Consider the following 26757-nt stretch of genomic DNA (forward strand, 5'->3'; position numbering starts at 1 on the left):
CGCGGCCGGTGACTGCCGGGCCGCGGCGCGCGGTCGGCGGCCGGCGTCATGGCGTGCGGCCGGCCGGCCTCAGGCCTCGGCCGGGGTGGTGGCGCGCGTGCGGTGCAGCCAGAAGAGCCCGACCAGCGGCAGCACCAGCGGGACGTAGCCGTAGCCCTGACCGAAGTTCGACCAGACCGTCGCGTCCGGGAACGCCGCCGGGTCGAACACGCTGAGCAGGCCGACCACGACCACACCGACCAGCTCGATCACGATCGCCACCAGCGCGACCCGGCGGCCGCCCGGCGAGTTGCGGGACAACGCGACCGCGGCCACCAGGTAGATCACGGCCGCGACCGCGGACAGCGCGTAGGCCAGCGGCGCCTCGCCGAACTTCGTGGCGATCTGCACCCCCGCCCGGGCGCCCGCGGCCAGCGCGAAGATGCAGTAGATGATCAGGACCACCCGGCCGGGCCCGCGCCCGGTCGGGCGCATCCCGTGCGCCTCGGTCGTCATCGACGTCCTATCCCCAGATCTGTTCCAGCCGGAGCACCAGCACCGGGATCACCAGGCAGCCCACCGCGACGGTGACCGAGCCCCACTTCGTCGGCTCCATCCGCGCCAGCACGAACGCGACCGCCGGCCAGCAGACCATGGTCACCAGGTAGCCGGCGAACGTCTCCGGCTCGGCCGGCCGCTCGCCGCCGAGGAGCGCCACCAGCGCGATCACGCCCATCGCCAGCACGCCCGCCTGCAGCAGCACGAGCCCGGCGAACTGCACCCGGTCGGGCGCGCGACCGCGGAAGCCGGCGAAACCGGCCCAGGCGGCGACGAGCAGCGAGGCGATAATGATCGCGAGGTTGAGTGCGCCGATCACCGGGCGTCTCCATGGTGCACGGGGCCACTCTACGCGCGGGTTCGGAAGGGGCCGGCATGACCGTTTTCCCGATCGGCACCGTCGCCGCGGTCTGCCACGCGGCCAACCGCGCGCTGCAGACCGCGATCGGTGATCCGCAGCCGTCGCCCGAGGTGCCCGAGCGGTGGGAGCGGGTGGCCACCGAGGCCAGCATCCGCGCGGTCCTCGCCGGCGCGACGCCCGAGGACCTGCACGACGCGTGGTGCGCCCTGAAGGTCGACGACGGCTGGCGGTACGGCCCGCGCAAGGACCCGGTCGCGAGGACCCATCCCTGCCTGGTGCCGTACGACGCGCTCCCGGAGACCGAACGGCGCAAGGACGCGCTGTTCCATGCCATTGTCCGGGCGCTCGCCGGGTCGTGACCGGCACGTGATTTCCGGCCCGGAAGATATGTGCCGACGTCCGGGATCGGGGAGGGTCGGGGACCGTGGGGTTTGACTGGGCCGAGCGCTATGACCTGTCGGTGGCCGTGTGGGGGCTGCTGATCGCCGGCGGCTCGGTGATCGTGGCGTTGATCTTCCTCGCGGTCGTCAGCGTCACCACCCGCGAGCCGCACCGCGGACCGGACCCGAAGCTGCTCCGCGCCGAGGCGGACGAGCTGGCCGCACACGCGTCCGCCGCCTACGCCAAGGCCGGGCGGGCCGCGGCCGCGGCCGAGCAGGCCCGCGCGGCGGCCGCCGCGGCCGAGCAGGCCCGCGACGAGGCCTGGGCGGCGCAGGAGGTGGCGGACGCGGCCTACGACGCGGCCCGCAAGGACGTGGAGGACGCGGCCGCCGAGATCGCCGCCGCGGCCGCGCTGCAGTCGCTCGACGCGGATGCCGACGCCGATCCCGATACCGACGCCGATCCCGAGTCGCGGCCGGAGTCCGGCGAGGACCGGGACCGGACCGTGTCGCGGGCCGCGCTGGGGGCGTACAAGCGCGGTGAGATCTCCGTCGAGGAGCTGCGTGACGTCTTCCGGGTGACCACCACCGACCAGTCGCCGCTGCAGAGCGAGCGCGAGCGGGTGGCGTACCGCTACCAGACCGAACAGCGCGCCGCCCACCGCATGTACGACCGGGCGGCCGCCGCGGCCCGCGCCGCCGACGAGGCCGCCCGGATAGCCGAGATCGCCGCGATCGCGCTCGCCGAGGAAGCCGCCGAGGCCGCGGCCGAGGCGCACGAGGCGATGCTGCTGGCCCGCGAGCACGCCGGCAAGCGCCGCCGCTGAGCAACGAGTCGCCTCCCGCCGCCGGGCAGCGGGCCGCCGGGCCGGCCGTCGACCGCCGCCGTGCCGTCCGGCCATCCGGGCGGTGTCACCGCGGCACGCTCCACATCGCCACGCTCCACATCGCATCGTGAACCCGCGCGGGTAACGGATTCGTATACCCCTAGGGTGGGGTGTCGACTGACCGGCACGGCGATGAGGAGCGACGATGAGATTCGGACTGCTCGGCACGGGCTATTGGGCCGCTGAGACGCAGGGCACGGCACTGGCCGCCCACCCGGAGGCCGACCTCGTCGGCGTCTGGGGCCGCGACTCCGCCCGCACGCGAGCCGTCGCCGACCGGTTCGGCATCACCGCCTACGACGACGTCGACGCGCTCATCGCGGACGTGGACGCGGTCTCCGTCGCGCTCCCGCCGGACGTCCAGGCCGACCTGGCCACCCGCGCCGCCACCGCCGGCCGCCACCTGCTGCTGGACAAGCCGCTGTCGCTCTCCGTCGCGGCCGCCGACCGCCTGGTCGCCGCGGTGGAGAAGCACGACGTGGCGTCCGTGGTCTTCTTCACCAGCCGCTTCCAGACCCCGGTGGAGGAGTTCATCCGCGAGGCGGTCACCACCGGCGGCTGGACCGGCGCCCGGGCCGACCGTTTCGCCTCCATCTACGGCGACGGCAGCCCCTACGCCGGGTCGTCGTGGCGCAAGGAGGCCGGTGGACTCTGGGACGTGGGCCCGCACGCGCTGGCGGTGCTGCTGGCCGTCCTCGGCATGCCGACCTCGGTGACCGCGCTGCCCGGCGCCAACAACACGACGCACGTGCTGGTCAAGCACATGCTCGGCGCGGTCAGCTCGCTGGCCCTGACGCTCGAGGCGCCGGCGGCGTTGAAGGGCAACACCACGGTCTTCCACGGTACGGCCGGTGCGGTGCCGGTCCCGGAACACTCGTCCTCCTCGGTGGAGGCGTTCGGTTCCGCCATCAGCCAGCTCGTCCAGGCCGCCCAGCACCGCGCGCCGCACCCGTGCGGTGTCCATTTCGGACGTCTGATCGTCGCGGTCCTGGAGGCGGCCGAGACGTCCATCAAGGAGTCCCGCACCGTCACGCTCTGAGGTGCGGCGCGCGGCGTCAGCCCGCCGTGTCCCGCTCACCCGGCGCCCCGGGCGCGGTGAGGCGGGCGAGACGGTCGGCGTCGTCGGTGCCCGGGGCCGGTGAGTACACGATCATCCGCAGGTCGCAGCCGGGGGCCTGGAAGATGTCGCCGTCCAGCACGAGCGGGCCGGCGACGGGATGGTCGACGTGTTTGCGCAGGCCCCGGTAGCGGGCGGGTCGGGCCGCGGTCCAGCGTTCGGCGAACTCGGGGCTGACCTCGTGCAGGGCGGTGACCAGATCGGCCAGTTCGGCGTCGTCGGGATGTTCGAGGTAGGCCACCCGCAGGTCGCCGACGATGGCGTCGCGGAACATGTCGTCCTCGCGCGGGTCGATCCACACGTCCGGGTCGGGCTGCGTCATCTCGAACCAGACGACGTTCCGGGCCCGGCCGTGGAGCGCGCCGGAGTCGCCGAGCAGCGCGGTCCAGGCGGGGTTCCAGCGCAGCAGCCACCAGTCGGCCGAGTACACCGCGACCGGCCACTGCCGCAGCCGGGTGACCATCCGCTCGATGCTGTCCGGCACCACCCGGGTCACCGACCCGGTCGCGGGGGCCAGCCCGGCCGCGCGGTGCAGGAGCGCGGACTCCTCGGCGCCGAGGCGCAGTGCCCGGGACAGCGCGGCGACCACCGGCGCGGACGGGCGGGCGGCGCGCCCCTGCTCGAGCTGCACGAGGTAGTCGACCGAGACACCGGCGAGCAGCGCCAGCTCCTCGCGGCGCAGCCCGGGGGCGCGCCGGGTGGTGGCGACCGTCCCCGGCGGCTGGAAGTCGCAGCGGTCCCGCAGCCCGCGTAGCAGCGTTCCGAAGCTCGGCGCGCGCACCTGCCCGGTCACCATGAGGGGATCGTATCCGGCCGTGGATGCGCCGGCCCGCCGCCGTGGGTGGTACCGGCAGTCCCACCGACACACGTCGCCTTCCGCGTTCCCGCTCCCGGCCGCAGGGTGGACGGCATGGAAACGATCACTGTCATCACCGGCGGCAACAAGGGCATCGGGCGGGAGACGGCGCGGCGGCTCGCGGCGGCCGGGCACACCGTGCTGATCGGCGCCCGGGACCCGGAGCGGGGCCGGGCGGCCGCCGCGGAGCTGGGCGTGGGGCTGCTGCGGCTGGACGTCACCGACCAGCGCAGCGTCGACGACGCGGCGGCCCGGGTGCGCGCCGAGTACGGGCGCTGCGACGTCCTGATCAACAACGCCGGCGCCAACACCGTGGTCGCACCGCTGGAGCACACCGCCGCCGAGGACGCCGCCGCGCTGCTGGACGTCAACCTGTGGGGCGCGCTGCGGGTGACCAACGCGTTCGTCCCGCTGCTGCGGGCCTCCCGGCATCCCCGGGTCGTCAACGTCTCCTCGTCGGTGGGCTCGTTCGCGGAGACCGTCGCGCACGACATGTTCGACTGGCAGATCGTGCCGCCGGTCTACGCCGTCTCCAAGACCGCGCTGACCATGCTCACCCTCAAGTACTCCCGCGCGCTGCCCGGCATGCTCGTCAACGCCGCGGACCCCGGATACACCGAGACGGACCTGAACGGTCACCGGGGCACCCAGACGGTCACCGAGGGCAGCGACGCGATCGTGCGGCTGGCCACGCTCAGCGCCGACGGGCCCACCGGGATCCTCGTCAACCGTGACGGGGTCGTGCCCTGGTGAGCGTCAGATCTCTTCCGCGCTCCACTCCAGCAGCAGCGACGTGATGGAGGACGCGGCCTGCGGCTTGCCGAAGTAGTAGCCCTGGACGTGGTCGCAGCCGATGGACTCGAGGTACTCCGCCTGTTGCAGCGTCTCGACGCCCTCGGCCAGTGCGGAGAGCCGCAGGTCGTGGGCGAGCTTGACCAGCGACGGGAGCAGCGACTTGGTCGACGACGGCTTCCAGTCGCGGACGAACTGCATGTCGATCTTGAGCTGGTTGACCGGCAGGTTCTGCAGGTAGCCGAGGTTGGAGTAGCCGGAGCCGAAGTCGTCCAGGGCGAGGCGGACGCCGAGGCCGGCGATGTCGTCCAGGGTGCGGCGGAGCTGCGGGTCGTCCGGGATCGAGGCGCTCTCGGTGATCTCCAGCTGGAGCAGCTCGGGGGCCAGGCCGACCTCCTGGAGCAGGTTGTCGACGGTGCGGAGCAGGCCGGCGCCGTCGCGGAGTTGCGGTACGGCGACGTTGACGCTGACGTACGGCGGGCTGTCGGTCAGCTTCGCCCACTCGCGGGCCTGGCGGCAGGCCTTGTCGAGGAGGCGGCCACCGAGCCGGACGATCTGGCCGGACTCCTCCGCGAGGTCGATGAAGCGACCGGGACTGAGCCGGCCGAGGCGCGGGTGATGCCAGCGGACCAGCGCCTCGACGCCGATGACGGCGCGGTCCTCGAGACGGACGAGCGGCTGGTACTCCAGAAAGAACTCGTCGCGGTCGATGCCGCCGGCCAGGTCGGCGGTGAGCGCGTGCTTGGCTATCTCGCGGTCGCTGCGGGCCTGGTCGAACAGCTGCCAGCGGTTCGTGCCCTCGGCCTTGGCCCACTGCAGCGTCATGCCGGCGGCGCGCATCACGTCGTTCGCGTCCATCCCGGCGACCGGGCGGTCGACCACCCCGATGCTGGCGGACATCGGCAGCAGGTGCCGGTCGGTGTGGACCGGTGTGGAGAGCGTCGCGATGATCTGGTCGGCCACACCGGCCAGGTGCGGCGTGCCGGCCGGGTCCTCGATCAGCATGACGAACTGGTCGCCGGCGAACCGGGCCAGCGGGTGGCCGAGCGAGCGGGCCAGCGTGCGCAGCCGGTCGGCGGTGACGGTGAGCGCCTTGTCGCCGAGGACGTGGCCGAACCGGTCCGTGATCGCCTGCAGGCTGGTGATGCCGATGAAGCAGATCGCGACGTGCCGGGCGCCGCCGGCCTCGATCAGGTCGGCGAGCTGCTTCTCGAAGAAGATCCGGTTGGGCAGGCCGGTGAGCTGGTCGTGCACGGCCGCGTGCCGGAACGCCTCCTGGCTCTCCCGGAGCGCGTGCTCGGTCTGCAGCTGGGCGAGCACGGTGGCCTGCCGGATGCTCTCCTGCTCGTCCAGCGTGCGTTCGCGCAGGCCCCGGGTGTAACCGACGGAGAGCGCGCTGAGCACGCGCATCACCCGGCGGCCGGACGAGTCGAGCGAGGTGCCGGCCAGCGGTGGCAGGCGGTCGGCGAGCACGTTGATGGTGTGGCCGAGCGTCTCCGGCGACGCGAAGTGCGCCTCGACCAGCTCGACGCCGATCTGGGTGGCCGGGCTCGGATCGAACGGCTGGCTGGTCAGCACGCGCAGCAGCCGGGTGGTGAAGCCGGCCAGCCGCAGCTCGATGTCGACGTGGGCCATCGGCACGTAGCTGGCGCCGGCGACCGCCCGCGCCCAGGCGCGTGCCACCCGGGTGATGTGCGAGCCGTCCGTGAAGCCCCGTGGGGCCGGTTCGACGATCACGGTTTGCGCCCCACCCCGGCGACCACCGCGGACTTCGCCGCCTTGATGCCGTCGATCTTGCTGGGCTGGTCGGGGCGCCACTGGGTGACCCAGACCAGGCCGGGGTCGACCAGCTCGAAGTCGCCGAAGAACGGGGCCACGTCGGCCCGGGTGCGGGACGCGGGCGGCGTGGTGGTGCGACTGTAGAGGTTCTTCACCATCTCCTTGTCGTGCCGCCAGCCGTCGACCACGCCGTGCGAGAGCGCGAGGTAGCTGCCGGACGGGAGCGCGCCGCGCAACTGGGCCATGATGCCGGCCGGGTCGTCCTCGTCGCGCACGAACTGCAGCAGCGCGATGACCAGCAGCGCGACCGGCTCCGTGAAGTCGATCAGGTTGCGGACCGTCTCGTGGTGCAGGATGTCGCCCGGTTTGCGCACGTCGCCCTGGATCGCGGCGACGCCCTCCTGCCCGCGGATCAGCACGGAGCTGTGCGCCACCGCGACCGGGTCGAGATCGACGTAGACCACTCGGGCGTCCGGCACGACCTCCCGCGCGACCTCGTGCACGTTGCCGAGCGTCGGAATGCCCGAGCCGATGTCAAGGAACTGTCTGATCCCCGACTCGGCCAGCATCTGCACGGCGCGCCGGAGGAACGCGCGGTTCGCCTGGGCGATCAGCGGAATGTCCGGTGCGGTGGCGAGCAGTTGCTGAGCCATCGCTCGGTCCGCCGCAAAGTTGTGTGAACCACCCAGAAAGTAGTCGTACAGCCGCGCTGCACTCGGTCGCTCGACGTCGATGCCCGGCGGGGCCCACTCCGGTCGGTCCATCCCAGCATTATTTCCCGAACCAATTGATCAGCTCCAACCAAAGATCAAGATCTTTTCGCCGGTACGGATCCCCCGCCGTTTCCGGGATGGAGAGTGGAATTCCCACGTCCGATAACCGCGCTCGCGAATTCCGCCACCGTGTCCACCAGCGAGGTGAACGGTTCACCGTCGCGGGTGTACGGGTCCGCGACGTGCAGCAGCAACTCGTTGATGCCGCCGACCAGCGCGATCGCCAGTGCCGGGGTGAGCGGCGGCAGTGCCGGGTCGGACTCCACCAGTTCCACGAAGAGCGCGGCGAAGCGGTCCTGCGTCTCGCTGCGCATGCGGAACGCGCGCGGCCCCGCGGCCTGCACCTCGACCAGTACCGTCCGGCTGGCCGGGCCCACCGCGTCCAGCGCCTCCAGGTATGCCGTGACCAGCGCGTGCACCCGCTCGCGCCACCCGTCGCCGGTCTGCCGCCCGGCCTCGCGCAGCATGCGCTCCAGCCGGTCCGCGCTCGCCCGGTAGGTGGCCAGCAGGCACGCCTCCTTGTCCGGGAAATGCTCGTAGAACGTGCGCTTGGAGACGCGCGCCGCCGCGACGATGTCCGCGATCGTGGTGGCCGCGTAGCCGCGCTCCGCGACCGCCGCCGTGAAGCCCTGCATAACCCGGATCCGGGCGTCGTCGGCCGCCGTCGTCATGCTCTTCCTCTCCTCGGTGCCCGAAGCTACCGTCAATGGGTCCGGGGGTCGTGGATCGCCGGACCGGCGGACGCTCGAACGGGGACACCATTCACTGTGGAATGACGGGATTCCCATGTTGCGCAACGCGATCAGGCCGGGTTCTCCGGACCTCGCGTGTGCCCCCGTGTGTTCATCCTATGTGGACGCTTCGCGGCCCGTGCAGGTGTCCGACCTGCATCGAGAGGGGTCACCGCGTTGATCGGCCGGGTGGAGGCGTTCGTGCTGCGGCGGCTGCTGGCGCTGCCGGCGCCGGTGCAGCGGTTCATCGGTGGTACGCCGGAGTCCGGCGACCCGATCGACCCGACGATCGCGATGCTGCTGCGGGTCCAGCGCTGGCGCGGGCAGGCCGGGCTCTCCGCCGGCACGCCGGAACGCACCCGCCGGCGGATCCGGCGGACCGCCGCGCTGATGGGCGGCCGGCCCACCCCGGTCGGCGCGGTGCACGACGTGACCGTGGCCGGGCGGCTGCGCGGCCGGCACTACGTACCGGCTGACGGGTCTGATCTGCTCGTGGTCTTCTTCCACGGCGGTGGGTTCGTGGCCGGCGACCTGGACACGCACGACGAGACGTGTCGGCTGCTGTGCGTGTCCGCCCGCGCGCGGGTGCTGTCGGTGGCGTACCGGCTGGCGCCGGAGGCGCCGTTCCCGGCCGCGGTGGAGGACGCATGCGCGGCCGTGAACTGGGCGTTCACCCGCGCGCCGGCGGTGGCGGTGTGCGGCGACAGCGCGGGCGCGAACCTCGCGGCCGTGGCCTGCCGGACACTGCGCGGCGGCGAGCGGACGCCGGTGGCGCAGGCGCTGCTCTACCCGCTGGCCGACCACGTCGGCGAGTGGCCGTCGCGGTCACGGTTCCGGTCCGGCCCGGTGCTCACCGCGCGCGACCTCGACTTCTTCCGCCGCCACTACCTGCCCGGACCGGTGACGGCCGACCCCCGGCACTCGCCGCTGCGCGCCCCGGATCTCACCGGCCTGCCGCCGGCGATCGTGGTCACCGCCGCGCTGGACCCGCTGCGCGACGAGGGCGAGGCCTACGCGGCGGCGCTGCGGGCCGCCGGCGTGCCGGTACGGGCGTGGCGGGTGCCCGGCATGGTGCACGCGTTCGCCAACCTGACGTCGGTCAGCGAGGCGGCCCGGCGGGCCGTGGTCGAGGTGGGGACCCTGCTACGGACGTGACAGGGCCAGCCACTGCTGACTGGCGACCGCGTCACCGGCCGGGACCAGCAGCCGCTCCACCGTGCCCGGCACCGACGAGGTGAGGTCCCAGACCGCGCCGGACGGCAGCCGGACCCGGGCCAGCGGCCAGCCCACCGGGTACGTGTCGCCGGGGGCGACGAACCAGCGCAGCAGCTGGCCGCCACCGCCGGGCAGCGTGAAGGACAGCGGCACGGTGCGGGACGAGTCCGCGCTGGACGTGATGACGCGCGGGCCGCTGCGGGTCAGCCAGCGCGCCGCGCCCTGCACCGTGGCCAGCTCCGGCTCGTCCACCCGGCGCAGCGGGCGGTTGAACGCCTTGGTCAGCGCCTCCGCCGCGGCCGGCATGCGGGAGCCGCCGCCCACCAGCAGGATCGCGCTGATCGTGTCCGGGTGGACCTTGTGCCGGGCCAGCAGGTCGGCGCAGCACCGCACCGTGCGCTCCAGCACCGCCTCGGCCAGCAGCGCCAGCTGGGACCGGTCCAGCTCGTACGCCGGGGTGGTCGGCATCAGGTAGTCCTCGACGCTCTCCACGTCGCTGAGCTGGTGCTTGATGCGCTGGGCGAAGTCGGCCAGCGCCATGCTCAGGCGCAGCGCGGCGGGCGTGCCGGGCGCGGTGACCACGGACGCGATCAGCGGCGCCAGCCACTCCTCGCCGTCGTTCTGGATCCGGTTGGCCAGCAGCGCGTCGATGTTGCGGCCGCCGCAGTCGTCGATCGCGTCGTGGCCGAGCACCTCCGGGCCCTCCGCGCCGACCCGCATCAGCGCGGTGTCGAACGTGCCGCCGCCCAGGTCGTAGATCAGGATCAGCTCGCCGGGCAGGAACGTCGGGCCGGGGATCGGCGCGTACGCGGCCGCGACCGGCTCCGGCAGCAGCTCCACGGTGCTGAACCCGGCCGCCTCGGCCGCGGCGATCATCTGCGGGCGGCGGATGTCGTCCGGCCCGTAGCTGGCCGGCACCGTGACCAGCGCGCGGGTGATCTGGCCGCCGTGCATGCGCTCGGCCTCCATCCGCAGCGCGGTCAGCACGGACGCGGCCTGCTCGATCGGCCGGAACGTGCGGTCGCCCTGCGGCATCGGCCGGTCGCCCTTGAGGCCGCGCTTGAACTCCACGGCGTACGAGTTGGGGTCGGCCCGCTTGCGGCGCTCGGCCAGCGTGCCGACCAGCATGCGCTCGCCGTCCCAGTAGACCGCGGACGGCCACGCGTACCCGCCGCTGACCGGCTCCGGGAGCAGACGGATCTGCTCACCGTCGATCAGCGCCGCGGAGGAGGTCGTGGTGCCGAAGTCGATGGCCAGCACCGGGCCCATGTCCGGGTTCACCCGCTCACATCTCCCAAGCGTCGACCAGGCTGCGGTCGGCGTAGTCCCAGTTCGCCAGCAGCAGTTTCCCGTCCGCGGTGAACGACGTCAGCAGCCGGGGCACGAAGCCCTCGGCCTCCGGCGCCGCCGGGGCGGGCACCCGGAACACCTCCAGGCTGCTCTCGATGTCCTGCAGGCTCAGCACGCCGGAACCGTCCAGATCGGAGGTCACCAGCGCGCGCAGCCTGCCGTCCGGGCTGATGCTCTCGGTGCTGAACGCGTCCGTGGGGCTGCGCATCCGGAAGCCGGGGTTGCGCTGCTCCCACGTCTCGTCACCGGTGCGTTCCAGCCGCTCGCCGGTCCGCAGGTCCCACAGCGTGGTGACGCCGCGCCGGTAGCGGCCGACCTGGACCTTGCCGTCCGCCTCCGCGGCCAGCCGCCAGCTCGGCTCGTCGACCAGCACGCGGACCGGGCCGACCGAGTCGCGGAACCGGGTGGAGAGCTTGCCGGTCTCGACGTCCCAGACCGAGAACGTGCCCTCGGTGTCCCAGGCGATCAGGCTGAGCCGGCCCTCCGGGTCGAAGAAGATCCGGGCGCCCTGCGCGGTGCCGGCGCCGTAGTCCGGCCGGAACTCGCCGATCAGCTCGCCCGTCGCGATCACGAACGACCGGATGTGCCGGCCGGTGGTGTCGCACTCGACCAGCACCTGCCGGTCCGGCGTGAGCAGCCAGGAGCCGCTGGTGCGCAGCTGCAGGCGCTGCGTCGGCGGGTCGGCGGCGAGCGCGGCCGCGTCCCGGGTGGCGGCCGTGACCAGCGTCGTGCCGACCTGGCCGCCGGGCGGCACGGTGTGGCGCAGCAGCGCGCCCGCGTGCGTGGCGGTCAGCTGGTAGACGCGCTCGTCCCCGGTGCGCACCTCCGCGACCACGGTGCCCTCGCGGAACGCCTCGCCCTCGCCGACGTTCCAGCGCAGCAGCTTGGCGTCGCCGCCGGGGATCTCCCAGGAGATCGGCTCGATCCGCCAGCTCGGGGCGTCCGCGGCGACGGCGCGGCTCTCCGCGTTCGCCGCCCACTGCGCGGCGCCGCGCACCACGGCCAGCTCCGGCTCGGGCGCGTGCCGCAGCGTGTGGCCGAGGCTGCCGGCCAGTGCCGGTTCGACCACCGGGAGCCGGGACGCGCCGCCGGTCAGCACCACGGTGGAGATGTCCGCCAGCGTGGCGCCGACCGCGCCGACCACCGCATGCGCGCTGGCGACCAGCGCCTGCACGGCCGGCTCGGCGAACGCCTCCAGCCAGGCGCGACTCAGCTTGTACGGCGGGGTCAGCGGCGTCAGGTGGTCCTCGACCTCGAGCGAGTCGCCGAGCTGGTGCTTCAGCCGGCGGACGAAGTCGATCGCCTCGTAGTAGGCCCGCAGGCCACCGTCGCCGGGCGCGGCGAGCAGCGGCTCCAGCCAGGCCCGGCCCTCGGTGCGCAGGTCCTTGATGAGCAGCGCCTCCAGGTCGTGCCCGGCGGTCGAGCTCTGCGTGGCCAGCAGCGCGGAGTCGTTGCCGGCGACCCGGACCAGCGAGGCCGTCCAGTTCGCGCCCAGGTCGCAGACCAGGACCAGCGAGCCGGGCCGCAGGTCCGCGCCGGTGTGCGGGTCGAGCGCGGCGGCGACCGCGTCCGGGATCAGCTCGACGTCGACGAAGCCCGCGGCCTCGCCGATCGCGACCATCGCGTCGCGCCGCGGGTCGCCGGGCAGGTAACCGGCCGGGACGGACAGCGTCAGCCGCCAGACCTGCCCGCCGTAGACGCGCTGCGCCTCCCGGCCGATCTCCGCCAGGTAGGCCGCGACCGCCTCGTTGCCGGTCACCTCGCGGTCGTCCAGGCGCATCGCGGCCTGCGCGTCGACCGCGCGGCGCGGACCGTCGATGTACCGCCGGGGCACGGACCGCTTGCGGCGCTCCGCGGCGGTGCCGACGACGAAACCGTTGTCGTCGACGCAGACGGCGGACGGCCAGACGAGGGCGCCGGTCAGCGGCTCCTTGAGCAATGTCGTCTGGTCACCGACAATCAGCGCCGCCGATGTGCCGGACGTCCCGACATCGACCGCCAGGATTGGTTCGGTCATCCCCACCCCTACGTCCTTGCCACAGCGCTCCCGAGCCACAGCACCGAGGAAGTCAGCACTACGGAAGTACCGGCACAGTTTCCTGGAGCACTACCGGTCCCGTCCAGCCGGGTTGCGTTGCGAATGCGAACCAGTAGCCCGGATTTCCGGCTCGTCAGTCGAGAAGTTCGAGGATTTCGACCAGATTTGTAACTGTTACGTCGCCGGTGATTCCCGCCACGCCGACCACCCGCATGCCGGCGGCGCGCCCCGCGGCCACCCCCGCGGGCGCGTCCTCCACGACCAGGCAACGCTCCGGCGGTACGCCGAGCCGGCGCGCCGCCAGCAGGTAGCCCTCCGGGTCCGGCTTCGGCGCGCTGATGTCGTCCGTGCTGACCAGCAGCGGCGGGTCGATGCCGACCGCACCGGTCCGGGCCCGGGCCAGCCGCTCGTCCGCGCTGGTCACCACGGCCCACGGCACGCCGCGGGCGGCGACGCCCTCGATCAGGTCGAGCGCGCCGTCGATCGCGACCACGTCGTCCAGGTCGTCGTACTCCCAGGCCAGTTGCCGCGCCGCCGCCTGCCGGATCCGCTCGGCGCCGAGCCACGGTGCCACCGACTCCAGCGTGCTCCACGCGGGCCGGCCCGCGTGCACGGCCAGGATGTCGTCGAGCGGCAGGTCGTACTCCTCGGCGATCCGGGTCCAGCTACGGATGATCGCCCCGTGCGAGTCGATCAGCGTCCCGTCCATGTCGAAGAGCACCGCACCGATCTTCATGCCGCACAGCCTCGCACCCATCCGCGCGGCGGGGCGCACCGAACGCCCTACTGTGATCGAGCGCGCAGAGAAGGCAAGCTGAGCCGTATGACCGACCATCTGTCCGCGGTGCCACCGGCGCCGCAGCACGCTGCCGGGCAGGCCGAGCCCGACCGGCTGCTGCGCGCGGTGGCGCGCGGCGACGAGTCCGCGTTCGCCCGCCTCTACGAGCTGGTGTCGCCGCGCGTCTACGGCCTGATCCGGCGCGTGCTGCGCGATCCGGCCCAGGCCGAGGAGGTCGCGCAGGAGGCGCTGGTCGAGGTGTGGCGCACGGCCGGCCGGTTCGACCCGGCCCGCGGCTCCGCCACCGCGTGGGTCTTCACGATCGCGCACCGGCGGGCGGTCGACCGGGTCCGCTCCGAGCAGGCCGGCACCGAACGCGTCCGCCGGGTCGCCGCCGCCGAGGCGGACGTCCCGTACGACGAGGTGGTCGAGGAGGTCACCAGCCGGCTGGAGCAGCAGCAGGTGCGCCGCTGCCTGGGCAGCCTCACCGACCTGCAGCGCGAGGCGGTCACGCTCGCGTACTACGGCGGGCACAGTTATCCGGAGGTGGCCCGGCTGCTCGACGCCGGGCTGCCCACCATCAAGAGCCGCATGCGCGACGGCCTGATCCGGCTGCGCGACTGCCTCGGTGTGGAGGTGGCGCGATGACCATGGACATTCACGCGTTGGTCGGCGCGTACGTGCTGGACGCGGTGGACGACATCGAGCGCGCCGCGTTCGACCGGCACCTCGGCACCTGCCGGGCGTGCGCGGCCGAGGTGGACGAGCTGCGCGAGGCCACGGCCCGGCTGGCGGACGCGACCTGGTCGGTGCCGCCGCCCCGGCTGCGCCACGAGGTGATGGCGCGGGTCGCGGTCACCCGGCAGGTGACGCCGGTGCGCCGGGCCGCCGCGCGTGCGCCGGGCCGGCCGGCCTGGGGACGGCGGGTGCTCGCGGCGGCCGCGGCGGTGGCGCTGGCGGCCGGGACCGGTGCGGCCGTCTTCGCCTACCAGGACCAGCGGGTCCGCGAGCAGGCCGGGATCGCGGCGGCGGCCCGGGCCCAGGCGGCGCGCATCGAGGCGGTGCTGGCCGCGCCGGACGCGCGGTTGCGGACCGCGGAGGTGACCGGTGGCGGCCAGGTGACGGTCGTGGTGTCGAGGTCCCGGGACGAGGGCGTGGTGCTGCTGGCCGACGGCGCGCCGCCGGCGCCCGGGCAGGCGTACCAGATGTGGCTGATCGACGGTGCGTACCCGGCACCGGCCGACGTGATGCCGGCGGGCTCCGGCTCGGGTACGGGATTCGTCTCCTCGGTGCGGGACACGGACGTGATCGCGCTGACGATCGAGCCGGCGGCCGGATCACAGGAGCCGACCTCGCCGGTCCGGGCGCGGGTGTCGCTGGACTTCTGAGGCTCAGTCCGCGGTCGGGTGGATCAGGCCGGTCTCGTACGCGTAGATCACCACCTGCACCCGGTCGCGGAGCCCGAGCTTGGTCAGGATCCGCCCGACGTGCGTCTTCACGGTCGCCTCGGAGACGTTGAAGTGCGCGGCGATCTCCGCGTTGGAGCCGCCGCGGGCGATCTCCGTCATCACCTCCCGCTCCCGGTCGGTCAGCCGGGCCAGCCGGGCGTCCGGCGTGGCCGGCCGCCCGGAACCGGGGTCGGGGAGGTGGGCGGCGAACGCGTCGATCAGCCGCCGGGTCACGCTGGGCGAGATGATCGCGTCGCCGGCCGCCACCGCCCGGATGCCGGTCAGCAGGTCGGCCGGCGGCACGTCCTTGAGCAGGAAACCGCTGGCCCCGGCGCGGAGCGCGGAGAACGCGTACTCGTCCAGGTTGAACGTGGTCAGCACCAGCACCCGGGTGGGCAGGCCGGACGCGGCGATCCGGCGGGTCGCCTCGATGCCGTCCAGGATCGGCATGCGCACGTCCATCAGCACCACGTCCGGCACGATCCGGTGGGCCAGGTCGACACCGGCCGCGCCGTCCCCGGCCTCGCCGACCACCTCCAGGTCGGGCTCGGACTCCAGCACCATCCGGTAGCCGAGGCGCAGCAGCGGCTGGTCGTCGACGAGCGCGACGCGGATCATGCGACCCCGCCGAACGTGAGCCGGGCGTGGACCCGCCAGCCGCCCTCCGGGAGCGGGCCGGACTCGACCGTGCCGTCGTAGGAACCGACCCGCTCGGCCATCCCGGCCAGGCCGTGCCCGCCGGTGCCGGGGGAGGTCCGGGCGGGTGCGCGTCCGTCGTCGGTCACCGATAGCTCCATCCCGTGCGGCTCGTAGTGCAGGTCGACCCGGGCGGTGGTGCCGGGTCCCGCGTGCTTGAGCGTATTCGTCAGTGCCTCCTGGACCAGCCGGTACGCCGTCAGTCCGGCACCGGGGCCCCAGGCCGCGACCGGCCGGCCGCGCTGCGCGACGGTCACGGTCAGGCCCGCGGCGCGCACCTGGGTGATCAGCCCGTCGATGTCCGCGAAACCGGGTTGCGGCGCTCTGACCCGCGGTGCCGGGGCCGGCGAGTCCTCGCGGAGCAGGCCGAGCAGCCGGCGCATCTCGCCGAGCGCCTGCCGGCCGGTCGCGGAGACCGTGTGCATGGTGTCCGCGGCCAGCTCCGGCGAGCGGGCGACGGTGAGCGCGGCGCCGTCGGCCAGCGCGACCATCACCGTGAGGTTGTGCGCCACGATGTCGTGCATCTCCCGGGCGATCCGGGCGCGCTCGGCCGCGACCGCGAGCTGGGCCTGCTGGTCGCTCTCCCGTTCCAGCCGGCGGGCGCGCTCCTCCAGCTCGGCCAGGTAGACGCGGCGGGTCTGCCGGACCACGCCGAGCGACGCGGCCGCGGCCAGCAGCGCGGACGCGGACAGCAGCGCGCCGGAGTACTCGGCCCAGCTCCGGCCGGACGCCAGCATGAGCGCGCAGGCCAGCTCGCCGCCCGCGACCGCGGCCCAGAGGTGCCGGCGGTCCGGTTCGTACACCGCGACCGCGTAGGTCGCCACCAGCAGCACGGCGAACACGAACGGCTGCCGCGGCTCGTACCGCAAGGCGTGCAGGTCGCAGACCACGGCGAGGGCGAGCGTGGCCCAGAACGCCGGCACCGGGCGGGCCCGCCGCCAGATCAGCGGCACGTGCAGCGCGACGACCAGCGCCAGGCCGGCCGGGCCGGGCGCGCGCTGGGAGAACTGCACGGTGAGCAGCAGCGCGGCCAGGCCGGCGTCGACCAGCGCGCGGTGCCGGGCGGCGAACCGCCGGCACCGGACCACCACGCCGAGCGTCCGGAGATCAGTCCGCATGGTGCGAGGTGCGCAGCTCGTGGATCGGCGCACCCCACTCGACGGCCAGGTCACCCACCTGCGCCGCGGTCAGCCCGGTGACCCGCAGCAGCCCGTGCCCGGCGACCGTGACGTGGCCGCCGCCGGCCGCGAGCGCGCCGCGCAGTTCGCCCGCGTGCGGCGAGCGCACCCAGACGACCTCCCTGGTCATGGTCATAGCAGGACGGTACGGAAACGGGCGGCGCGGCCGCGACAGCCCGCAGGCTGATTCCGTGGCCGACGGGCCGTCAACCGATGGTGGCGCGGCCCTCCTCCCGAGGGATGACGAGCTTGATGCGCAATTCGGACTGTTACTGCGCGGATCGGATCGACTGCGGGGCGCACTTGCGCATAGATTCGGCACCGGCCGTCCATCGCCCTCAGTGGAGCGGCCGGTGACGGAACGAGAAGAGACGAGCGGAAGCGGAGGCGTCCGGCGTGGCTCAGCCATCCGACATCGAAGGCGACGCCGCGCGGGCGCTCGAGGCGCTCCGCCGTGCCGCGCACTTCCTCGCCCACTACGAGGCCGCGCAGGCGGCGCTGTCACCGGGTGCCCCGCCGGCCCGGTCGCCGCTGACCGCGCTGGTCGAGGAGGGGGTGGACGCCGCCGACCGGGTGCTCACCCACCTGCGCGCGGGGTCCCGGGGCGAGTGGTCGGTGATCTCCGGCGGGACCGCGCCCTGGTCCGTGCTGACCGAACGCGGCCCCGCCGCCCCGGCGCGCGCCCCGGTCGTGCCCCGGCCGGCCGCCGGCCAGGGCGACCCAGGCGAATGACCCGGCCGGCGGTCACGGCTCGCGCAGCGTCTCCGAGGGCAGCAGGCCGAAACGGCGGCGGTACGCGGCCGCGAACCGCCCGAGGTGGACGAACCCCCAGCGGTGCGCCACCTCGGAGACCGTGATCGCCCCGGGTGCGCTGGTGGACAGCTCCACGTGCGCGCGCCCCAGCCGTACCTCCTGGAGGTAGACCATCGGGGTGACGCCCACGTGCCGGCGGAACCCGTCCTGCAGCGAGCGCGCGCTGATGCCGGCCACCCGGGCCAGTGAGGCCGTGGTGAACGGCCGGGCCGGGTCCGCCTCGATCGCGTCGATCGCCCGCTTGACCGAGCGCGGCCGGCTCGGCGCCGCCGGTTCGTTCAGCTCGTCGCTGTACTGGTGGTGCACCGCGAGCAGCAGGCCGCCGAGCATCGAGGCCCACAGCCGCTCCGCGATCATCGGGCGGTAGATCATGCCGTCCGCCGCGCACAGCTCCGCGTGCACCAGCCCGGCGAGCGCGCCCCAGCTGCGGCCCATGCCGCGGGTCAGGTCGAACCGGCGGGACAGCCGCAGCGGCCCGCGGACCGGGTGCCCGAGCAGCGCCTCCAGTTCCGCCTCCAGCGCGCCGGGCGCGAGCGCGACGGTGACCGGACGGGTGTCCGGACGCCACCACGCGCGCGCCGGTGAGCCGGGCCGGCAGACCGCACCCTCCAGCGTGGTCGCGGTGGTGACGATGCCGCGCTGCTCGGTGAACAGCCGTCCGGCCGGGGCCAGGCCGATGTTGTAGTCGTCCAGGTCCGGCGCGATCACCTGGATCGCCTCGTCCGCCTCCCAGTCGGACATGATCACCGGCCCGAAGCGCAGGACCCGCAGGCGGCACCGCGCCGGGGCGCCACCGATCCCGGTGACCCAGCGCGGCGCCGAGAAGACCTCGTCGGCGAGCTGCTGGACCTCCGCGGTGGTCCCGCTCCGGGTGGCGAACATCGGGCTGGGATCCCGGACGGCGGTGCCGGCCGTCGGGAGAAAATGATCTCCCAAGGTGTCGGCTCGCATACACCGAGTATTCGTACTGCGGCGTCTGACGTGCAACTTGCTCGTCCGATAGGTGACCCCGGAGGCGGGGGCGTGACGCGTGGTCTCCCACCTCCGGGGCCTGGCCGCGAGGATCAGAAGGAGTTCAGGACGGAGAGGATGCCCGGCCCGAGCACCACCACGAACATCGCCGGGAAGATGCAGAACAGCACCGGGAAGAGAATCTTCACGGGCACCTTCTGCGCCTGCTCCTCCGCGCGCTGCCGGCTCTTCGTGCGCATCTCGCCGGCCTGCTCGCGCAGCACCGACGCGATCGGCACGCCCAGCTCGCCGGAGTGGATGATCGCGGAGACGAAGCCCTTCAGCTCCGGCACCGTGGTCCGGGCGGCCATCGCGCGCAGCGCCTCGGTGCGGGACTTGCCGATCTGCATCTCCTGCAGCACCCGGAACAGCTCACGCACCATCGGACCCTTGCCGTGCCGGGCCACCTGGGCCAGCGCCGCGTCGAAGCCGAGACCGGCCTCGACGCTGATCACCAGCGTGTCCAGCACGTCCGGCAGGCTGCGGGTCAGCTCCTGCTGGCGGGCGGTGGCCCGGTTGCGGACGATCACGTCGCAGGCGTAGAACCCGGCGATCGCGCCGCCCAGCGCGCCGAGCAGCGCACCCTGCGCGCCGTCCAGCAGGGCACCCACGACCAGCCAGGTCAGCAGGCCGCTGACCAGGCCGATGCCCTTGCCGCGGAGCACCTGGTCGACGGTCATGTTCGCCGGGTTGCCGGCGAAGTCCAGCTGACGCTCCAGCCGCTGCACGCCGGTGCCGGGCGTCAGCACGCGGCCGAGGTGCTCCAGCCGGTCGCCGAGCGCGCGCAGCCAGGCCGGGACCGCGGAGCGGCGGGCGCCCGGCTCCACCCGGTGCGTGCCGGCCCGGGCACGCGCCCGGTCGAACGCGTGCAGCGAGCGGACCAGGTTGCCGCCCGCGGTCTCCCGGGCGGGCACCGCGACCAGCGCGAGGACGACCGCGCTCCCGGCGAGCGCGCACAGACCGGCGACGAGCAGCAACATCAGACCTTCACCTCGACGAGACGGCGCAGCCAGACCGCGCCGACGGTGAGCAGGACGGCCGCGACCGCGACCATGGCGAGCCCGGCCGGCTCGGTGTAGAGCGGGCGGACGTACTCCGGCCGCAGCACCAGCAGCACCGCGGCGATGACGAACGGCATCGCGAACAGGATGATCCCGGAGAGCCGGCCCTCGGCGGAGAGCGCGCGCACGTGCCGGTTGAGCTTGGCCCGCTCACGCATCGTGTGCACCGCGGTCTCCAGCACCTCGGAGAGGTTGCCACCGACCTCGCGCTGGATCCGGATCGCCATCACGATCCAGCCCACGTCCGGGTTGTTGTTGCGCTCGCCGACCCGGTCCAGCGCGTTCTCCAGGTCGTCGCCGAGCCGGGTCTCGGCCATCGCGCGGCCCAGCTCCGTGCTCACCGGCGCCTGCCCCTCGCGGACCACCGCGTCGATCGACTGGTTGAGCGTGAAGCCGGAGCGCAGCGCGCCGACCATCAGCCGCAGCGCGTCCGGCAGCTGGTCGGTGAACGCGCGGCTGCGCCGCCCGGCCCGGAACGACAGCCACTGGCCGGGGCAGACCCAGCCGGCCAGCGCGCCGAACAGCAGGCCGAACCACGAGCCGAACAGCGCGCCCATCGCCACCGCGGCGACCACCGTGATCGCGATCCGGACCAGCAGCCACTCGGCCGGGTCCAGCGAGACGCCGGCCCGCTGCACGGACAGCTCGATCGAGGCCCGCAGCTTCGGGCTCAGCCGGCCGTCCAGCCAGTGCAGGATGCCCAGCACCAGCCGGGTCTGCGCGGTGAACCGCTGCTCGTCCGGCGCGGTGCCGCGCGCGTCCGTGAACTGCCGCAGCGTGTCCAGCCGGCGCTGGAACTCGTTGCGCCCGCCGCCACCGGAGAACAGCAGCCAGAGCCCGATCGCGGCGGACGCGGCCAGGGCGACACCGGCCGCGGCCAGCAGCCCGCGACCGGACCCGCCGCCGCTACCGGCAGTTTCAAGATCAAGAGCCGCCGAGGGTACGGGAGCGGGCGAGACGGCCCGCTCCGGGACCGACGCGGCCGGAGCGGACGTGGTGGTCACCGCCGCGGGCATCCGCGACGCGCCCACCGGACCCGGACCCGGGACCGACCGGTCCGGCGCCGGACCGGTCGCGTCCGCCGCGGGGTCGCTCGCGTCCACCGCGAGGTCGTTCGGGCCGGTCGCCGGCGCGGTCGCGTCCGCTACGGGTCCGTTCGGGCCCACCGCCGGCTGACTCGCGTCCGACGCCGGGCCGCTCGGGCCGCTCGGGCCGGTCGCCGGGGACGCCGGTGCGCCGGCGAACGAGACGCGCTCGGTCGCCACCGCGAAGTCGCCGCCGCCCGGCACCGCCAGCACGACCCGCACGGTCGCGTCCACGCCGGCCAGCTCGGCCGGGACGGACGCGCGCAGCCGGCGCCCGTCCAGCTCCGCCGCGAGCGCGCGGTCGCCGACCAGCACGCGCAGCCGGGACGCGTCCAGCCCGTCCGCGAGTCCGTGCGCGGTGAGCCGGAACGAGACCTGGCCGGGGGTCACCCGGGTACCGCTGAGCGTCAGTTCGACCGGTTCCGCGTGCGCCGGGGCCGCACCGATGACCAGCGACAGCCCCAGCGCGGCGACGGACAGGGCAGCCGCGCGCCTCATCGGATCGGACCTCCGAACATCTCCGGGTGCAGGACCACGCCGTGTGCTTCGAACCTCTCCGTGAACGTCGGCCGCAGACCCGTCGAGTTGAGCGTGCCGCGGAACCGTCCCTCGGAGTCGACCCCGGCGTGGTAGTCGAAGAGGAACAGGTCCTGCAGCGAGACCACGTCCGACTCCATGCCGACCACCTCGGTGACGTGCGTGATCCGGCGGGAGCCGTCCTTCAGCCGGGCGACCTGGATGATCAGGTCGACCGCGGACGCGACCTGGTCCCGGATCGCGCGGATCGGCAGGTCCATGCCGGCCATCAGGACCAGCGTCTCCAGCCGGGCGAGCGCGTCCCGCGGCGTGTTCGCGTGCAGCGTGGTGAGCGAGCCGTCGTGGCCGGTGTTCATCGCCTGGAGCATGTCGAGCGCGGCGCCGTCCCGGACCTCGCCGACCACGATCCGGTCCGGGCGCATGCGCAGCGCGTTGCGGACCAGATCGCGGGTGGAGACCGCGCCGCGGCCCTCGGAGTTCGCCGGGCGCGACTCCAGGCGTACCACGTGGTCCTGGCGCAGTTGCAGTTCGGCCGCGTCCTCCACGGTGACGATCCGCTCGTCCGTCGGGATGAACCCGGACAGGATGTTCAGCGTGGTGGTCTTGCCGGAGCCGGTGCCGCCGCTGACCACGATGTTGAGCCGCGCCTCGACGCAGGCCTGGAGCACGTCCGCGGTCTGCCGGGTGAGCGTGCCGAACCGGATCAGGTCCTGCACGGTCAGCGTCTCGGCCGCGAACTTGCGGATGGTCAGCGAGGAGCCGTCCAGCGCCAGCGGTGCCACGATCGCGTTGACCCGGCTGCCGTCCGCGAGCCGGGCGTCCACCATCGGGCTGGCCTCGTCCACGTGCCGGCCGACCCGGGAGACGATCCGGTCGATGATCCGGCGCAGGTGCGTCTCGTCGGTGAACTGCGCGTCCGCGCTCTGCAGCCGGCCGTTGCGCTCGACGTAGACGCGGCGCGGCCCGTTGACCATGATCTCGGAGATGGACGGGTCGCGCAGCAGCGACTCCAGCGGGCCGTGCCCGAGGATCTCGTCCACCGCGTCCTGGGTGATCCGGAGCCGGTCCGCGCCGGTCAGCGGCGTCTCCTCGCGGGCCAGCAGCTCCGCGATGGTCTGCCGGACCTGCTGCTCCAGGTCCTCGGCCTCGTCGATCTCGGTGTAGAGCTTCGGGCCGAGGATCTCGCCCAGCTCGCGCTGGATCCGCGCCCGTACCTCGTTGACCGGGTCGGCCACCTGGCGGCCGACCGCGCGGGCGCGCTCGCCCACCGAGCGCTCCTGGGTGACCGGGCCCTCGGCGTGGCGGATGATCGCTCCGGTGCCGGACTGGCGCGCCTGGATGATGTCTGCGAGACCCAACGGATTCAGCCCTTACGCGAGAGGAGGCCGCGACGGCGGCGGGGGACGGGTGCCGCCTCCACCGGGGCGACGCCGGCGATGAGGTCGGCCAGGTTGCGGATGGCCACGCTCACCGGGTGGACGGGGTGGTCGATGACCAGCGGCATGCCCTTGTTCACGCTGACCGGCACGTCGCGCGACGAGGGCATGCGGATGTGGATCTCGGTGCCGATCGCCTGCTCGACGTCGCCGTGGCTCAGGCCGACCTGCGAGTCGGAGCGGTTCAACAGCGTCCGGACCTTCTCCCGCGGGTACTGGAGCATGTCGAACATGTCCAGGGTGAGCCGGACGCTCTTCAGCGTGGGCAGGTCGGGGACCACGATCGGGACGTACCAGTCGGTCACGTCCAGCGCGGAGAGCACCTGGTAGCTGAAGAACGACGGCGTGTCGACCACGATGTAGTCGAACATCGTCCGGGCCACGCCCAGCAGCTCCGTGATCACCTCGCGGGTGACCTGGTCGCCCTCGGCCGGCGTGGTCGGCGCCAGCAGCGTGTCGACGCCGGCCCGGTAGTGGGTGAGCAGCGACCGTACGCCGTCGGTGTCCAGCCGGCCGACCATCGGGATCGCGTCCGCGATGCTGCGCTCCGGCGCCATCTGCAGCATGATGCCGACGTCGCCGAACTGCAGGTCCAGGTCGATCAGGCAGACCCGGCGGGCGCCGTTCGCGGCCAGCGCCACGGCCAGGTTCGTGGCGACCACGCTCTTGCCGCAGCCGCCCTTGCCGGCGAACACCGTGACGATCTTGGCGTTCGACGGCTCGTTCGAGGTGATCACGGACGGGCTGATCGTGGTGATCGCGTTCGCCAGGTCGGCGGTGCGCTGGCAGGCCGCGACCAGCGCGGAATGGTCACCGGCCGGGACCACCTCGCGGACGCCGGCGCGCAGTGCCTCCTGCAGCGTCGCCAGGTCGATCACCTCGCGGACCAGCACCACGCCGACGGACGGCCGGTGCACCCGGTGGTAGGCCGCGAACTCCAGCACCGCGCCCAGATCGACCGTGCTGCCGAAGATCACCACCTTGATGTCCGCGCGCTTGCCCAGCTCCGCGCCGAGCTCCGGGAACGACTCGCACAGCTTGATGCCGCTGGTCAGGTAGTCGTCGCCCGGAACGGTCCGGAACGAGGGGTTCGCCTCGAGGTACAGCGTGTGCGTCAGGTTCATGGGTCTCGCCTCGTTCCTTTCCGGTGCGGCTAGTCGAAGAGGTCGCGGTCCGAGACGCCGTCGCCGACCGACACCGCCGTGGTCTCGTCGCGCAGCGCCAGGTAGAGCGAGCCGGTCTGGGACGCGTGCACCAGGCGCTCGGCCTGGCCCTGGTCGACCGCGACGGTGAGCATCGTGGTGGCCGGCGGGGCCTCGGCGCCGTTCTGCTGGACCGCGGTCACCGCCGCGCCCGCGCTGCCGCGCTCGCCCACGCCGATCACGTCCACCTCGGGCAGCAGCACCCGGGTGACCCGGCCGCTGCCGGACTCGTAGGTGTTGAAGATGGTCACCGTGGCGCCGGGCCGGACGTAGCCCGCGACCTGTGCCGCGGCGCCGACCTGCACGCTGACCGCCAGCTTCCCGGCCGGCACCGGCAGGCCGCCGGTGAGCGCGGTGGGCGTGCCGAACATGCCGGCCAGCAGCAGCTGGCTCGCGCCGACCTCGCCGGTCAGGGCCAGGCCGTCCAGGTCCGCGGCCAGCTCGCCGAGCGCGCCCTGCGGCACGGTCTCGGCCGGCATCGCGACGCGCTGGGTCAGGCCCCGCTCGCGGATCTGCGCGGCGGTCGTGCCCGCCGGGATCGTGCCGGTGCTGACGAGCACCCACACCGGGTCGGTCTGTGCCACCGCGCGCTCCTCGGCGCCGCGGACGTACGCGATCACCGCGAAGCCGCCGAAGGCCGCCAGCACCAGGGCGGCCATCACCGCCAGCATCCGTCTCTTCACGGAATGCTCTTCGGTGTCTAGCCCGCGCGCTTGAGGGTGGTAACCCCATAGCTACCGGGAACTGACCGAGGCAGCGGCTTGAAGTACCCGTAGACGCACTGCTCGGTGCCGGTGCACGCGCCGACGGCCGGCTCGTTCCGGGTCTGCGGCAGCAGGCCGAGCACCGCGGTGAGCCGCCAGCCGGTCACCACGAACGGCGCGTAGCCGATCAGGTGGGCGGTGCCGCCGCTGAGCGTGTCGTAGATCGGGAAGTTCACCGGCGTACCGCTGGTCACCGCGGCGTTCAGCACGGTCGTGCAGCTGGTGAACAGCAGCGCGCTGAGCAGCCCGGCGGTGCCGCCCGCGGTGTTCGACGGATAGGTCAGGTTGCGTGTGCAGTCGCTGGAGTCCAGCCAGCCGAAGCCGCTCCGGGCGCCGAGCAGCGTCGGCGCCGGGCAGCCGGTGTGCGCCGCGTTGTCCCCGAGGATGTGGATCGGCCGGACCGTGGCCGGATAGAGCGTCCCGTTCGTGGTCAGGCCGTTGTACACGCAGGCGGTCACGGCCGCCGCGAACGAGGCGACCGGCCCGACCACGGCCGGCGTGTTCCAGGTGACCCGGGAGCAGGCGCCGACCGGCGTGCCGTCGGTGTTCGAGCCGCCGGCCAGCGCCCGCGCGAACACCGGCGGCAGCAGCGTGCTGCCGTCCGGATTCCTGGTGCTGGTGTAGACCTCGACGTAGCCGACCGCGCCGGAACCGGCCGCGGCGATCGCGGCCGCGCGCGTGCCGATGCACCGGGAGAGGCTGGTGGAGCTGGTGTTCTCCGCGGGGCAGGTGGAGGTCGGCGAGATCTTCGGGTTCAGCCCGCAGACCAGCGAGACGGTGACCGCGCCGTCCGACGCGTTCAGGTTCGCGTAGCTCTGCGCGCTCGCGGTGTAGGCGGCGCACGGCGACAGGCCGGCCGCGCACTGGTTCGCCACCGCCCAGGCCGCGGCGTCCGCGCCGGTGAGCAGTTCCTCCCGCTCCGCGTAGATCCGGCCGACGTCCACCACGAGCGCGCCCATGCCGAGCAGCACGCCGCCGGTCAGCAGAATCGCCACGAGCGCGGTGACCGCACCACGGTCACCGCGCCGGTTCCTCCGGAAGATCGTGTTCAGCCTGCGCACTGCATGACACCCTTCGCGCGTTGCGTGAAACCGTTGGCGGCCGAGCTGTCATTGCTGATCAGCGTCAGGATCGGGCCGAGCGGCGTGATCGGGGACCAGGTCTGGAAGACCGTCACGGTCACGTTCAGCGACGGGTCCGCGCTCGCACAGGCGACGGGGGAGGGCGAGAACGACACGGTGATGCCCGGCGCGACCCGGTCGACCTGGGCCTGCACCGGCTGGTTGAACGCGGCGGCCCGGGCACCCTCGCGGGCGGCCTCGTTCAGGGTGATCTGGTTGGCCATCATCCGGCCGAAGTCGATGACGCCGAAGACGACGGCGAGCAGCAGGGGGAGGACGATCGCGAGTTCGACCGCCGCCGCGCCGCCGTCCGGCCTCCGGCCCCGCGCCGGCCCGGGGGAAGGCGCGGACGGGGACGGAGGCACGCACGGGCGGAGCGGCACGGTCGTACTCCTCTGCTCAGGATTCGATGGCGGTCGGACGGTGGCCGCCGCGTCGAGCTGAGCGGCCATGGGTCACGGCGAGGGCGATACCTTGGTGCTGACCTTGGTGAACGTGGCACTGAGGTTGCTGCCGACCAACGTCACCCCGCCGATGATCACGACGGCGATGAGGGCGGCCAGCAGGCCGTACTCGACGGCGCTGGCGCCGCGGTCCGACTTGATGCGCTCGCGGATCATGACTCGCACGTAATTGATCACTTTTGGCTCCCCTCTGAGGTGTCGCGGTTCGGCACTTCCGCCCCGCAGTGTTGCCATCGGCGGCGCACCGGCCGCCGCCAGGCTTTCTGCGTTGCAGGCGGGTCGCAAAACGGATCGCGCAGCGGCCGGGTGAACCATCGCGGGGACGCCGTCCGTACCTCGTGGTATCC

29 protein-coding genes are annotated in these 26757 nt (G+C 73.6%); 8 read left to right on the top strand and 21 right to left on the bottom strand.

Translation table 11 applies throughout. The annotated features are described in order from the left end of the window. Positions 1 to 69 precede the first annotated feature (69 nt). A complete protein-coding gene (locus tag J2S44_RS24040; protein WP_310418127.1) occupies positions 70 to 495 on the bottom strand; it encodes a hypothetical protein in 426 nt (141 codons plus the stop codon). Between the two features lie 7 nt (positions 496 to 502). Continuing rightward, positions 503 to 856 carry a hypothetical protein gene (locus tag J2S44_RS24045; RefSeq protein WP_310418128.1) on the bottom strand — a complete coding sequence of 118 codons (354 nt, stop codon included), beginning with the start codon at positions 854 to 856 and terminating at the stop codon, positions 503 to 505. Between the two features lie 56 nt (positions 857 to 912). On the opposite strand from J2S44_RS24045, the gene J2S44_RS24050 reads away from it, so the two are divergent. The 3 genes from J2S44_RS24050 to J2S44_RS24060 all read left to right on the top strand — a co-directional run bounded on the left by J2S44_RS24050 (position 913) and on the right by J2S44_RS24060 (position 3204). Beyond that, positions 913 to 1257 (top strand): RyR domain-containing protein, encoded by a 345-nt coding sequence (locus tag J2S44_RS24050; RefSeq protein WP_310418130.1) that lies wholly within the window; start codon positions 913 to 915, stop codon positions 1255 to 1257. Between the two features lie 65 nt (positions 1258 to 1322). Beyond that, entirely contained in the window at positions 1323 to 2105 is a 783-nt protein-coding gene (locus tag J2S44_RS24055; protein ID WP_310418133.1) for a hypothetical protein, read from the top strand. Between the two features lie 205 nt (positions 2106 to 2310). After that, positions 2311 to 3204, top strand: a complete 894-nt coding sequence (locus tag J2S44_RS24060) for a Gfo/Idh/MocA family protein (protein WP_310418136.1) — start codon at positions 2311 to 2313, stop codon at positions 3202 to 3204. Between the two features lie 16 nt (positions 3205 to 3220). Here the strand turns inward: J2S44_RS24060 and J2S44_RS24065 are convergent, their stop codons facing one another. Then, on the bottom strand, positions 3221 to 4078 hold the full coding sequence (locus tag J2S44_RS24065) for a helix-turn-helix domain-containing protein (RefSeq protein WP_310418139.1): 858 nt from the start codon (positions 4076 to 4078) through the stop codon (positions 3221 to 3223). Between the two features lie 114 nt (positions 4079 to 4192). On the opposite strand from J2S44_RS24065, the gene J2S44_RS24070 reads away from it, so the two are divergent. Beyond that, positions 4193 to 4891: an SDR family NAD(P)-dependent oxidoreductase gene (locus J2S44_RS24070; RefSeq protein WP_310418141.1), complete on the top strand. Its 699-nt coding sequence runs from the start codon at positions 4193 to 4195 to the stop codon at positions 4889 to 4891. A gap of 3 nt (positions 4892 to 4894) precedes the next feature. On the opposite strand, the gene J2S44_RS24075 is transcribed toward J2S44_RS24070, so the two are convergent. Genes J2S44_RS24075 through J2S44_RS24085 form a run of 3 tightly spaced genes read right to left on the bottom strand, consistent with a single transcriptional unit; the run spans position 4895 to position 8153 of the window. After that, positions 4895 to 6667, bottom strand: coding sequence for a putative bifunctional diguanylate cyclase/phosphodiesterase (locus J2S44_RS24075; RefSeq protein WP_310418144.1), 1773 nt, complete (start codon positions 6665 to 6667; stop codon positions 4895 to 4897). Next, a complete protein-coding gene (locus tag J2S44_RS24080; protein ID WP_310418147.1) occupies positions 6664 to 7473 on the bottom strand; it encodes an SAM-dependent methyltransferase in 810 nt (269 codons plus the stop codon). Before J2S44_RS24080 ends, J2S44_RS24075 begins: the two co-directional genes overlap by 4 nt. 44 nt (positions 7474 to 7517) lie before the next feature. Then, positions 7518 to 8153 (bottom strand): TetR/AcrR family transcriptional regulator, encoded by a 636-nt coding sequence (locus J2S44_RS24085; protein WP_310418150.1) that lies wholly within the window; start codon positions 8151 to 8153, stop codon positions 7518 to 7520. Positions 8154 to 8390: 237 nt separating this feature from the next. Here J2S44_RS24085 and J2S44_RS24090 point away from each other — a divergent pair, with 237 nt between their 5' ends. Beyond that, positions 8391 to 9368 (top strand): alpha/beta hydrolase, encoded by a 978-nt coding sequence (locus tag J2S44_RS24090; RefSeq protein WP_310418153.1) that lies wholly within the window; start codon positions 8391 to 8393, stop codon positions 9366 to 9368. On the opposite strand, the gene J2S44_RS24095 is transcribed toward J2S44_RS24090, so the two are convergent. From J2S44_RS24095 to J2S44_RS24105, 3 genes are all read right to left on the bottom strand, one after another. After that, positions 9357 to 10709, bottom strand: a complete 1353-nt coding sequence (locus tag J2S44_RS24095; RefSeq protein ID WP_310418156.1) for an Hsp70 family protein — start codon at positions 10707 to 10709, stop codon at positions 9357 to 9359. The two genes, J2S44_RS24090 and J2S44_RS24095, sit on opposite strands and share 12 nt — an antisense overlap. Positions 10710 to 10713: 4 nt before the next feature. Beyond that, positions 10714 to 12795, bottom strand: a complete 2082-nt coding sequence (locus tag J2S44_RS24100) for an Hsp70 family protein (protein WP_310418159.1) — start codon at positions 12793 to 12795, stop codon at positions 10714 to 10716. Between the two features lie 154 nt (positions 12796 to 12949). Then, entirely contained in the window at positions 12950 to 13552 is a 603-nt protein-coding gene (locus J2S44_RS24105; RefSeq protein WP_310418161.1) for an HAD-IA family hydrolase, read from the bottom strand. A gap of 87 nt (positions 13553 to 13639) precedes the next feature. On the opposite strand from J2S44_RS24105, the gene sigK reads away from it, so the two are divergent. Both sigK and J2S44_RS24115 read left to right on the top strand, forming a co-directional pair. Further along, positions 13640 to 14242, top strand: a complete 603-nt coding sequence (gene sigK, locus J2S44_RS24110) for an ECF RNA polymerase sigma factor SigK (RefSeq protein ID WP_310418163.1) — start codon at positions 13640 to 13642, stop codon at positions 14240 to 14242. Then, positions 14239 to 14982: an anti-sigma factor gene (locus J2S44_RS24115; protein WP_310418166.1), complete on the top strand. Its 744-nt coding sequence runs from the start codon at positions 14239 to 14241 to the stop codon at positions 14980 to 14982. The genes sigK and J2S44_RS24115 overlap by 4 nt, the downstream gene beginning before the upstream one ends. A 3-nt stretch (positions 14983 to 14985) precedes the next feature. On the opposite strand, the gene J2S44_RS24120 is transcribed toward J2S44_RS24115, so the two are convergent. The 3 genes from J2S44_RS24120 to J2S44_RS24130 are packed head-to-tail and all read right to left on the bottom strand — an operon-like array spanning position 14986 to position 17052. Continuing rightward, positions 14986 to 15660, bottom strand: a complete 675-nt coding sequence (locus J2S44_RS24120; RefSeq protein ID WP_310418169.1) for a response regulator — start codon at positions 15658 to 15660, stop codon at positions 14986 to 14988. After that, positions 15657 to 16856, bottom strand: coding sequence for a sensor histidine kinase (locus tag J2S44_RS24125; protein ID WP_310418171.1), 1200 nt, complete (start codon positions 16854 to 16856; stop codon positions 15657 to 15659). Before J2S44_RS24125 ends, J2S44_RS24120 begins: the two co-directional genes overlap by 4 nt. Then, the gene (locus J2S44_RS24130) at positions 16846 to 17052 is read right to left on the bottom strand and encodes a DUF8746 domain-containing protein (RefSeq protein WP_310418175.1); all 207 of its coding nucleotides are present in this window, start codon (positions 17050 to 17052) and stop codon (positions 16846 to 16848) included. Before J2S44_RS24130 ends, J2S44_RS24125 begins: the two co-directional genes overlap by 11 nt. A gap of 260 nt (positions 17053 to 17312) precedes the next feature. Between J2S44_RS24130 and J2S44_RS24135 the strand changes: the two genes are divergently transcribed. Beyond that, positions 17313 to 17648: a hypothetical protein gene (locus J2S44_RS24135; protein WP_310418178.1), complete on the top strand. Its 336-nt coding sequence runs from the start codon at positions 17313 to 17315 to the stop codon at positions 17646 to 17648. 12 nt (positions 17649 to 17660) lie between these two features. Here J2S44_RS24135 and J2S44_RS24140 read toward each other — a convergent pair whose 3' ends face one another. From J2S44_RS24140 to J2S44_RS24180, 9 genes are all read right to left on the bottom strand, one after another. Continuing rightward, positions 17661 to 18680 carry an AraC family transcriptional regulator gene (locus tag J2S44_RS24140; RefSeq protein WP_310418181.1) on the bottom strand — a complete coding sequence of 340 codons (1020 nt, stop codon included), beginning with the start codon at positions 18678 to 18680 and terminating at the stop codon, positions 17661 to 17663. A gap of 113 nt (positions 18681 to 18793) precedes the next feature. Further along, entirely contained in the window at positions 18794 to 19720 is a 927-nt protein-coding gene (locus tag J2S44_RS24145; RefSeq protein WP_310418183.1) for a type II secretion system F family protein, read from the bottom strand. Continuing rightward, on the bottom strand, positions 19720 to 21384 hold the full coding sequence (locus tag J2S44_RS24150; RefSeq protein ID WP_310418186.1) for a type II secretion system F family protein: 1665 nt from the start codon (positions 21382 to 21384) through the stop codon (positions 19720 to 19722). The genes J2S44_RS24145 and J2S44_RS24150 overlap by 1 nt, the downstream gene beginning before the upstream one ends. After that, positions 21381 to 22781, bottom strand: a complete 1401-nt coding sequence (locus tag J2S44_RS24155; protein WP_310418188.1) for a TadA family conjugal transfer-associated ATPase — start codon at positions 22779 to 22781, stop codon at positions 21381 to 21383. Before J2S44_RS24155 ends, J2S44_RS24150 begins: the two co-directional genes overlap by 4 nt. A 5-nt stretch (positions 22782 to 22786) precedes the next feature. Then, positions 22787 to 23983 carry a CpaE/TadZ family protein gene (locus tag J2S44_RS24160; RefSeq protein ID WP_310418190.1) on the bottom strand — a complete coding sequence of 399 codons (1197 nt, stop codon included), beginning with the start codon at positions 23981 to 23983 and terminating at the stop codon, positions 22787 to 22789. Positions 23984 to 24012: 29 nt separating this feature from the next. Continuing rightward, complete coding sequence (cpaB, locus tag J2S44_RS24165) at positions 24013 to 24744, bottom strand: Flp pilus assembly protein CpaB (RefSeq protein WP_310418193.1); 732 nt, start codon at positions 24742 to 24744, stop codon at positions 24013 to 24015. A 17-nt stretch (positions 24745 to 24761) separates the two neighbouring features. Next, positions 24762 to 25886: a pilus assembly protein TadG-related protein gene (locus J2S44_RS24170; protein ID WP_310418196.1), complete on the bottom strand. Its 1125-nt coding sequence runs from the start codon at positions 25884 to 25886 to the stop codon at positions 24762 to 24764. Further along, positions 25874 to 26329: a TadE family protein gene (locus tag J2S44_RS24175; RefSeq protein ID WP_310418198.1), complete on the bottom strand. Its 456-nt coding sequence runs from the start codon at positions 26327 to 26329 to the stop codon at positions 25874 to 25876. Before J2S44_RS24175 ends, J2S44_RS24170 begins: the two co-directional genes overlap by 13 nt. A 72-nt stretch (positions 26330 to 26401) precedes the next feature. Continuing rightward, entirely contained in the window at positions 26402 to 26587 is a 186-nt protein-coding gene (locus J2S44_RS24180) for a Flp family type IVb pilin (protein ID WP_033345576.1), read from the bottom strand. Positions 26588 to 26757: the final 170 nt, after the last annotated feature.

This window comes from Catenuloplanes niger (genome assembly GCF_031458255.1).
GTDB classification, from domain to species: domain Bacteria; phylum Actinomycetota; class Actinomycetes; order Mycobacteriales; family Micromonosporaceae; genus Catenuloplanes; species Catenuloplanes niger.

What these genes read in the sequence shown, in the direction of transcription:
- J2S44_RS24160 (WP_310418190.1), bottom strand. Translation starts at nt 23,983, where the DNA reads ATGAACCTGACGCACACGCTGTACCTCGAGGCGAACCCCTCGTTCCGG.
- J2S44_RS24105 (WP_310418161.1), bottom strand. Translation starts at nt 13,552, where the DNA reads ATGAAGATCGGTGCGGTGCTCTTCGACATGGACGGGACGCTGATCGAC.
- J2S44_RS24125 (WP_310418171.1), bottom strand. Translation starts at nt 16,856, where the DNA reads ATGCGGACTGATCTCCGGACGCTCGGCGTGGTGGTCCGGTGCCGGCGG.
- J2S44_RS24115 (WP_310418166.1), top strand. Translation starts at nt 14,239, where the DNA reads ATGACCATGGACATTCACGCGTTGGTCGGCGCGTACGTGCTGGACGCG.
- J2S44_RS24070 (WP_310418141.1), top strand. Translation starts at nt 4,193, where the DNA reads ATGGAAACGATCACTGTCATCACCGGCGGCAACAAGGGCATCGGGCGG.
- J2S44_RS24130 (WP_310418175.1), bottom strand. Translation starts at nt 17,052, where the DNA reads ATGACCATGACCAGGGAGGTCGTCTGGGTGCGCTCGCCGCACGCGGGC.
- J2S44_RS24140 (WP_310418181.1), bottom strand. Translation starts at nt 18,680, where the DNA reads ATGCGAGCCGACACCTTGGGAGATCATTTTCTCCCGACGGCCGGCACC.
- J2S44_RS24145 (WP_310418183.1), bottom strand. Translation starts at nt 19,720, where the DNA reads ATGTTGCTGCTCGTCGCCGGTCTGTGCGCGCTCGCCGGGAGCGCGGTC.
- J2S44_RS24050 (WP_310418130.1), top strand. Translation starts at nt 913, where the DNA reads ATGACCGTTTTCCCGATCGGCACCGTCGCCGCGGTCTGCCACGCGGCC.
- J2S44_RS24150 (WP_310418186.1), bottom strand. Translation starts at nt 21,384, where the DNA reads ATGAGGCGCGCGGCTGCCCTGTCCGTCGCCGCGCTGGGGCTGTCGCTG.
- J2S44_RS24040 (WP_310418127.1), bottom strand. Translation starts at nt 495, where the DNA reads ATGACGACCGAGGCGCACGGGATGCGCCCGACCGGGCGCGGGCCCGGC.
- sigK (WP_310418163.1), top strand. Translation starts at nt 13,640, where the DNA reads ATGACCGACCATCTGTCCGCGGTGCCACCGGCGCCGCAGCACGCTGCC.
- J2S44_RS24060 (WP_310418136.1), top strand. Translation starts at nt 2,311, where the DNA reads ATGAGATTCGGACTGCTCGGCACGGGCTATTGGGCCGCTGAGACGCAG.
- J2S44_RS24085 (WP_310418150.1), bottom strand. Translation starts at nt 8,153, where the DNA reads ATGACGACGGCGGCCGACGACGCCCGGATCCGGGTTATGCAGGGCTTC.
- J2S44_RS24120 (WP_310418169.1), bottom strand. Translation starts at nt 15,660, where the DNA reads ATGATCCGCGTCGCGCTCGTCGACGACCAGCCGCTGCTGCGCCTCGGC.
- J2S44_RS24100 (WP_310418159.1), bottom strand. Translation starts at nt 12,795, where the DNA reads ATGACCGAACCAATCCTGGCGGTCGATGTCGGGACGTCCGGCACATCG.
- J2S44_RS24080 (WP_310418147.1), bottom strand. Translation starts at nt 7,473, where the DNA reads ATGGACCGACCGGAGTGGGCCCCGCCGGGCATCGACGTCGAGCGACCG.
- J2S44_RS24065 (WP_310418139.1), bottom strand. Translation starts at nt 4,078, where the DNA reads ATGGTGACCGGGCAGGTGCGCGCGCCGAGCTTCGGAACGCTGCTACGC.